This window comes from Leuconostoc inhae (assembly GCF_019656015.1).
In the GTDB taxonomy this organism is placed as follows: domain Bacteria; phylum Bacillota; class Bacilli; order Lactobacillales; family Lactobacillaceae; genus Leuconostoc; species Leuconostoc inhae_A.
The window spans coordinates 84,650-91,889 of record NZ_BPKW01000003.1; the positions used below are offsets into that span (position 1 = coordinate 84,650).

Annotated in this window: 8 protein-coding genes; 5 read left to right on the forward strand and 3 right to left on the reverse strand. The window is 37.6% G+C overall.

What is annotated here, in order from left to right; genetic code table 11:
- Nucleotides 1-16: 16 nt before the first annotated feature.
- The 3 genes from K5Q14_RS02425 to K5Q14_RS02435 all read right to left on the reverse strand — a co-directional run bounded on the left by K5Q14_RS02425 (nt 17) and on the right by K5Q14_RS02435 (nt 1,945).
- Nucleotides 17-835: an exodeoxyribonuclease III gene (locus K5Q14_RS02425; RefSeq protein ID WP_220734246.1), complete on the reverse strand. Its 819-nt coding sequence runs from the start codon at nt 833-835 to the stop codon at nt 17-19.
- A gap of 50 nt (nt 836-885) precedes the next feature.
- Nucleotides 886-1,710 carry an NAD(P)H-hydrate dehydratase gene (locus tag K5Q14_RS02430; RefSeq protein ID WP_220734259.1) on the reverse strand — a complete coding sequence of 275 codons (825 nt, stop codon included), beginning with the start codon at nt 1,708-1,710 and terminating at the stop codon, nt 886-888.
- A 64-nt stretch (nt 1,711-1,774) separates the two neighbouring features.
- Complete coding sequence (locus tag K5Q14_RS02435; RefSeq protein ID WP_220734247.1) at nt 1,775-1,945, reverse strand: hypothetical protein; 171 nt, start codon at nt 1,943-1,945, stop codon at nt 1,775-1,777.
- Between the two features lie 291 nt (nt 1,946-2,236).
- On the opposite strand from K5Q14_RS02435, the gene pepV reads away from it, so the two are divergent.
- The 5 genes from pepV to K5Q14_RS02460 all read left to right on the forward strand — a co-directional run bounded on the left by pepV (nt 2,237) and on the right by K5Q14_RS02460 (nt 7,116).
- Nucleotides 2,237-3,652 (forward strand): dipeptidase PepV, encoded by a 1,416-nt coding sequence (gene pepV, locus K5Q14_RS02440; RefSeq protein ID WP_220734248.1) that lies wholly within the window; start codon nt 2,237-2,239, stop codon nt 3,650-3,652.
- Nucleotides 3,653-3,733: 81 nt separating this feature from the next.
- On the forward strand, nt 3,734-4,171 hold the full coding sequence (msrB, locus tag K5Q14_RS02445; RefSeq protein WP_220734249.1) for a peptide-methionine (R)-S-oxide reductase MsrB: 438 nt from the start codon (nt 3,734-3,736) through the stop codon (nt 4,169-4,171).
- 64 nt (nt 4,172-4,235) lie between these two features.
- Complete coding sequence (gene pnuC, locus K5Q14_RS02450; RefSeq protein ID WP_220734250.1) at nt 4,236-5,003, forward strand: nicotinamide riboside transporter PnuC; 768 nt, start codon at nt 4,236-4,238, stop codon at nt 5,001-5,003.
- Between the two features lie 45 nt (nt 5,004-5,048).
- Nucleotides 5,049-6,191 (forward strand): nicotinamide-nucleotide adenylyltransferase, encoded by a 1,143-nt coding sequence (locus tag K5Q14_RS02455; protein ID WP_220734251.1) that lies wholly within the window; start codon nt 5,049-5,051, stop codon nt 6,189-6,191.
- 148 nt (nt 6,192-6,339) lie between these two features.
- Nucleotides 6,340-7,116, forward strand: a complete 777-nt coding sequence (locus K5Q14_RS02460; protein ID WP_220734252.1) for an SDR family NAD(P)-dependent oxidoreductase — start codon at nt 6,340-6,342, stop codon at nt 7,114-7,116.
- Nucleotides 7,117-7,240: the final 124 nt, after the last annotated feature.

Sequence of the window (7,240 nt, forward strand, 5' to 3'; positions counted from 1 at the left end):
AGGACAGGTCATTTTTTTATACGTTAATTGTGAGTGAGATTGGGGCATGATCTTGACGTAAACCAGTATCTAAAACACCAGTCTTTGAGACATTTTTTGCAATGCGGTCACTGACCAAGTAGTAATCAATTCGCCAACCAGAATTATTAATTTTACTTGTTTTGCTGATTTGAGCCCACCAAGTATAAATTTCTGGGGTATTAGGATTTTGCATACGCAACGTGTCGGTAAATCCCGCATCGAGCAAGGCTGTAAACTTTTCACGTTCTTGATTAGTAAATCCAGCAGAATTATGGTTTGTTTTGAAATTTTTAAGATCAATTTCTTGATGGGCAACATTCATATCACCACTAAAAATCACAGGTTTTTTAGCATCGAGCATTTGAATGTATGTACGATAAGCATCATCCCACTCACCACGAGCAGATAAACGCGCAAGAGCTGATCCGGAATTTGGCGTGTACACTGTTGAAACATAATAATTATCAAATTCTAGTGTAATAATGCGTCCTTCAATATCCATTGTGTCAGGTGCATTAATTTTTGGAAATTCGATACTTACTGGTTCGATGCGTGTTAACATCATTGTGCCAGAATAACCTGAACGTGCCGTGCTGGAATCTAAATAGACATGATAATCAGGGAACAATTCAGTGATAGCTTCTGACTGTTTTTTTGTCATGCCTGTTGCTTTAAGTTTAGTTTCTTGAATGGCAAATACATCTGGCTGTTTGGCAGCAATAGTTTTTAGTACGTTCCATGTCATTTCACCACGAGCTGATTTGTGTTCAACAGCAGCGTTGATTGAATCAATGTTCCAAGATATGAATTGCATGTATAGGGTCCTTTTGAAATAGTATATGTTAAGCAATTGCTTATAGTTGACTAGTTAGCGTATTTCTTCATGAAAGTTGATAGCTCATGACTTATTTGTGTTGGTAAGGTCACGTATTGCGTTTTGGCAAGTTCATCAGCAATAGCTGAATGTATATAAACGGCGGCTAGTACTGTATCTGATAGTGTCGTTTTTTTGAATTGGGCAGTGAAGCCGGCAATAATACCTGCTAAAGTATCGCCCATGCCACCAGTTGCTTGGTATGGGCCACCGATAGGTAGTTCATAAATGCCATTATCTGTATATATTTGAGTATGAAACTGTTTGAGAACAATTATTGGCTTTTTGACGAATTTGTTACGGGCCAGCAAATTAAAGGCTTCAAAAGGCTGTTGGGCAATCGGAACACCACTAATTCGTTGCCACTCCATTTGGTGTGGTGTTAAAATCAAATTGCCTTTGGGCCAAGATAAGCGTTTTTCTGCAGCTAAAGTGAGGGCAGAACCATCTATGATTGTTATTTGTTTTTCTGAAATAGTAGCAAAAACTGTTTGAACAATATCTATACGATCACCAAGTCCAGAACCAATTAAAATCACATCGCTAGTAGTTACATAAGCAGTCAGGTCGTCATTAAAATCAACAACCATCGCTTCAGGCTTATGGCTATGAATTGCTGTAAAATTATTCGGGTCAGTTGCCACAGTGACTAATCCGGCACCAGCATTGATTGCTGCTATAGTATTCATGATAACGGCACCTCCAAATTGGGAGGTGCCGCCAATGATTAATACACGACCATAGGTGCCTTTATGTGATTGATTGGGACGTTTATTAATGACTTTATAAAGTATGTCTTCCGTTAGTAATTTCATCATTTGCTACCTCATAAATCTAATTTTTTGATAGACAATGTGTGACCGATATATTGCGATATCTCTATTTGGTCAGGTGGTTGCGATTATCCCAAAGTGTTGCCACAGCAAGAATAACCACACCTAAATTGGCGGATAGTATCGCAAACGTCATTTGATCAACTATCCAACTGACTAATGAGACAAACATCAATATGATGGCAATAATAGTGGCATAAAGTGTTGTTTTGTTCATGATTAACGCCCTTAATAATATCTGATTTATATTTTTCAAAACATTGAATGATCAGGATATTTATAACGTTAGGAGATAAATTATGTGTGTTGTTTATAACCTAACGTTAGTCACATTTAATTTTATATGATTCAACCAATATTTACAAATGTGCAAAGCTATCTTAATGACTTTGCGTCAATTGATATGAGTTGTAAATTAGCAACGTCTAACAAATCCATGTGCTTGCTATAATCGAAACAAACAGTATAATAAAGTTATATCTTACCATTGAAAGGTTTTTAAACTATTATGACAATTGATTGGAAACAAGAGACAGATTTACGGAAAAACGCCTATATTGAAGACTTGAAGTCTTTGTTAGCAGTTAAATCAGTTCGGGATGATTCTCTGGCAACGACGGACGCACCATTAGGTCCAGGTCCAAAAGATGCCTTACTTAAAATGTTGTCGATTGCTGAGCGTGATGGGTTTACGACAAAAAATATTGATAATGTCGTTGGTTATATTGAAATTGGTCCGAAAGATGCTGATGAATATGTTGCTATTTTATCTCACGTTGATGTTATGCCGGCCGGCGAAGGCTGGGAGACAGAACCATTTGAACCAGTAGTTACTGATGACAAAATTATTGCACGTGGTGCTTCTGATGACAAAGGACCTGGTATGGCTGCTTATTATGCCTTTAAAATCCTGTCAGATTTGAATGTACCATTGAAGCGCCGTGTGCGTTTGATTTTTGGTACGGATGAAGAAAATGATTGGCTTGGCATGACACGTTATTTTGAAGTGGAACCTGCGCCGGTGTTTGGCTTCTCGCCAGATGCAGAATATCCAATTATTAACGGTGAGAAGGGCAATGTTCAAATCCTTATTAATGGCAAAGCCACTAATGGTGGAGCCGATACTTTGGTGTCATTTGATTCGGGGTTGCGTACTAATATGGTTCCTGGCTTGGCTGTTGCATCAGTAAAGTCGCCAAAAACAGCAGAAATAGCGCTTGAATTTGAAGCCTTTTTGTCAGTAAATAAAGAAATTTCAGGTTTTTCTGAAACTGATAACGATACGATTAAATTAACGCTCAATGGTAAACAGGTGCATGGCGCAATGCCTGAAACAGGTGAAAATGCCGGTACTTATTTGGCTAACTTTTTGCAAAAGTTTTCATTTGGTGGCACGGCTAAACATTATTTAACATACTTAGGAACCCCTGCGCACCAAGATACAATTGGTAAAAAATTTGGTATTAATTATATTGATGATGTGATGGGTGAATTATCAATGAACGTTGGTATTCAAAAATTTGTGGCTGACGGTGAGTTATTTATTAACTTTAACTTCCGTTACCCAAAGGGTATTTTGCCAGAAGAAATTGTATCTGGCTTATCATCACAACTCAATGGATGGGATGTTATACCAACTATTGGTGGTCATGCACAAGTGCCGCACTATGTCGCGCCATCTGATCCTATCGTAAAAACATTGTTGAAAGTTTATCATGAACAAACTGGATTGCCAGCACACGACCAAGTGATTGGTGGTGGCACATATGGTCGTTTGATGGCACGTGGTGTAGCTTTTGGGGCGTTATTCCCAGACTCACCAGATACAATGCATCAAGTCAATGAATTCGCGCTTTTAGATGATTTATATCGATCAATCGCAATTTATGCGCAAGCGATTGCTGAGATTACAGCGTTAGATTAGTATAATGAGGTTAGAATACATTAGTGTTCTAACCTCATTTTTGTAAGAGATATCATGGTTAATAAAGGAAGGTATAAAATTATGAAAAAATATACGGATGAAGAACTTAAAAAACGCTTAACACCAGAGGCTTATCAAGTAACGCAACATGCAGCAACTGAACGTGCATTTACGGGTGAATATGATCAATGGTGGGAAGCTGGTATTTTTGTGGATATCGTTAGCGGCGAACCACTCTTTAGTTCAACTGATAAATATGATGCCGGCTGTGGCTGGCCATCTTTTACACAAAGTATTGATGATCAACATATCAAGCGCCATGTTGATCAGTCATTTGGGATGACACGAACAGAGGTGACATCGCGTGATGCAAATTCACATTTGGGACACTTATTTACTGATGGACCCACTGAAAAAGGTGGCTTACGCTACTGTATTAACTCAGCTAGTTTAAAATTTGTACCGAAAAATGACTTAGTTGCGGCAGGATATGGTGAGTATTTGTCACTATTTGAATAATATTTTTCATTTGTTTCTTTTAGTTTGTTATAATATAGGAAATTACTTTTTTGGAGAAGAGCAAATGATTGAAAATGCCCGCAAAAATCAGTTTTGGCGATATTTTAACCCTGTAAATATTGTAAGAGAGTTATTATTAGGCTGGACCATTCCGGAAGCAATTTTATTGATTGTGTTAGTATTGCTGCAAAGTACGGTGTGGGGATTGGGCGTTATGCACACGCACAATGTTGACTGGTTCGGCTTAGCAACTGGCCTGATGAATATTATTACGGTTGTATTAGTAGCAAAAGGACGAATTACTAACTATTTTTGGGGGTTAGTTTATTCTGCAATGTACATGCCACTAGCCTTTCAGTCTCAGCTATTTGGTGAAGTGGCACTTAGTGCGTTTTGGGTTGTCATGCAATTTGTTGGTATTGTTGCGTGGTTAGGTTTTATGAAACGTGATAAGAGCAATAAAAAAAGTGACCAAGAAGTCGTTACCACAAAATATATGTCGCGAAAACAGTGGCTGTTTGTTATACCCGTATTTCTTATTCTTTTGGCGATTGTCGGTTTGATTCTAGAACAGGCAGGATCAAGACAACCCTATATGGATGGTATGACAACAACAATTTCTATGGGTGCACAAATATTGCAGACAGCAAAATTTGCTGAATCTTGGTATGCTTGGTTACTCTTTGATATTGTTGAACTGGTGTTATGGGGTCGAGCTTGGACTGGACATGCAGATCCGAGTGCCTTTGCTATGCTTGGCATGAATTTAGCACTCACAGTTAATGCAATTTATGGTATTGTTCAATGGCGAAAGTTAACAAAGAAAGAGTGAGAGGATAGCTATCATCAAAAATGGTAGCTAAACGCGTTTATAAATATGAGAACTTTTGCAGGTAATTTATATAAAGATGATTTAGAAGGCGAAAAAATTGGCGTTTTTTTTGGTACATTAGCACCAATGCACGTTGGTCATCAAGCAGAAATTTATAAGGCTGCCGCTCTAAATGATGGGGTTGTGGTTATTGCATCAGGATACACAGGTGATCGTGGTGATCAAATGGGCCTTTCTGTTGAAAAACGATTTCGCTATTTAAGAGAAGCATTTAGTGATGAAACAGCTATTAAAGTAGATTATATTAATGAGGATAGCATTCCTCAAATGCCAGCAGGGTGGGATGAATGGACCAAAATTTTAGTGCAAACCGTCAAACGCAATGTCGTTAATCAGAATGCTAAAATTACTTTTTATACCGGTGAAGCAGAATATAAGTTGGATTTAGAAAAACGGTTACCTCAAACTGGTCAATTTACTGTTAGTTTGATGGATCGTACGGTTTTAAAAATTTCAGCAACTGACATTCGTCAAGATCCAATTGGTAACTGGGACTATATTAATCGTGTTTTTCGGCGTCATTTTACAAAAAAAGTCACTGTTATGGGATCGGCATCCACAGGGAAATCGACTTTAGTACGACGATTAGCACGTACGAGCAACTCACCATTTTCTGAAGAATATGCACGTGAATATCAAGAAAATTCAAATGTAAGTGATGACGAATTAGTAGTCAAAGATTACATTCGTTTAATTCAGGGACAGTATGATGCTAATTCTAAAGAAATTAATTCACCAGCTAACAACGGTTTAACCATTTTTGATACGGATGCGATGGTAACTAAAGTCTATGCTGATTTGTGGTTGAGTCAAGAGGATAGTAGGCAATTACAACCATTATTTGATAATACAATTAGTGAAGAATTGATCGATCTCATCTTAATTATTCCGCCCGTGACACCCTACACTGATGATGGTTTTCGAAACATGAATAACACTGATGATGAGTCGCGGTGGGCATTTCATAATGAATTGATGCGTGTTATAAAACAGTATGGCTTTATGGACAAAGTCGTGTTGCTTGATGCTAAGGGTGAAAATGAAGATCCTTATGGCTATTATGCTCGTTACTTACAGGCTTTAGATGCGATACAGGAAAAAACAGGATTTAATATTAAACATTTGTAATAATTAATTGGCCAATCTATTGAGATTGGTTTTTTTATTGACTAGACAAGTTAATCATGCAGTTTTTTTATAGTTACCATTGACATATAGTACATAAAATTCTACAATTAAATTGTTAATAAAATCACAAAATAAAAAGGAGATTATCATGTCAGGGAAAGTAGCGATTGTAACAGGTGGTGGACAAGGAATTGGTGAAGGTATTGCATTGCGATTGGCAAAAGATGGTTATTCGGTTATTGTCAATGGTCGTACAGAACATAAGCTCACAACAGTTGTTAAAAAAATTGAAGCAGCTGGTGGTGAAGCAGCACTATTTGTTGGGGATGTTCAGTCACGTCAGGTGAACTTTGATTTAGTGCAATTTGCGATGGGAAAGTATGGACGTTTAGATACCTTCGTCGCAAATGCAGGTGTAGATTGGGTTGATACAATTGAAGAGACACCCGAAGAACAAGTTGATAACATTCTAAACATTAATTTAAAATCACAAATATGGGCTTTACAAGCAGCACCAACAGTTTTAAGAAAAAATGGTAAACAGGGTGGAACAATTATTTTAGCCTCATCAATTGCTGGCATGGAAGGCTTTGAAATGTTGGGTATTTATTCGGCCACTAAGTTCGCTGCGCGTGGGTTGATGCAAGCAGCAGCTAAAGAGTTAGCTGTTGACAATATTCGTGTGAATGCTTATAACCCGGGTATTGTTTTGACACCAATGTGGGACGAAATTGATGCTCGCTTTGCTGAACGTAAGAATGTACCACTTGGTTCAACACGTCAAGCCTTTATTGATGGTATTCTACTTGGTCGTGGGGAAGAACCAGAAGATATTGCGAAATATGTGTCGTTCTTAGTTTCAGATCAAGCTGACTATATTACAGGACAATCACTAGCAGTCGATGGTGGTATTAAGTTTCAATAATTAGGTTACTCATTAAAACAGCAAGAATATTGCTGTTTTTTATTTACCTCTTGATCTAATTCACATTTTGATCCACAATTAAGATCAAAAAAATTGACGTGATAAAGGATCAGGCCCATGATTA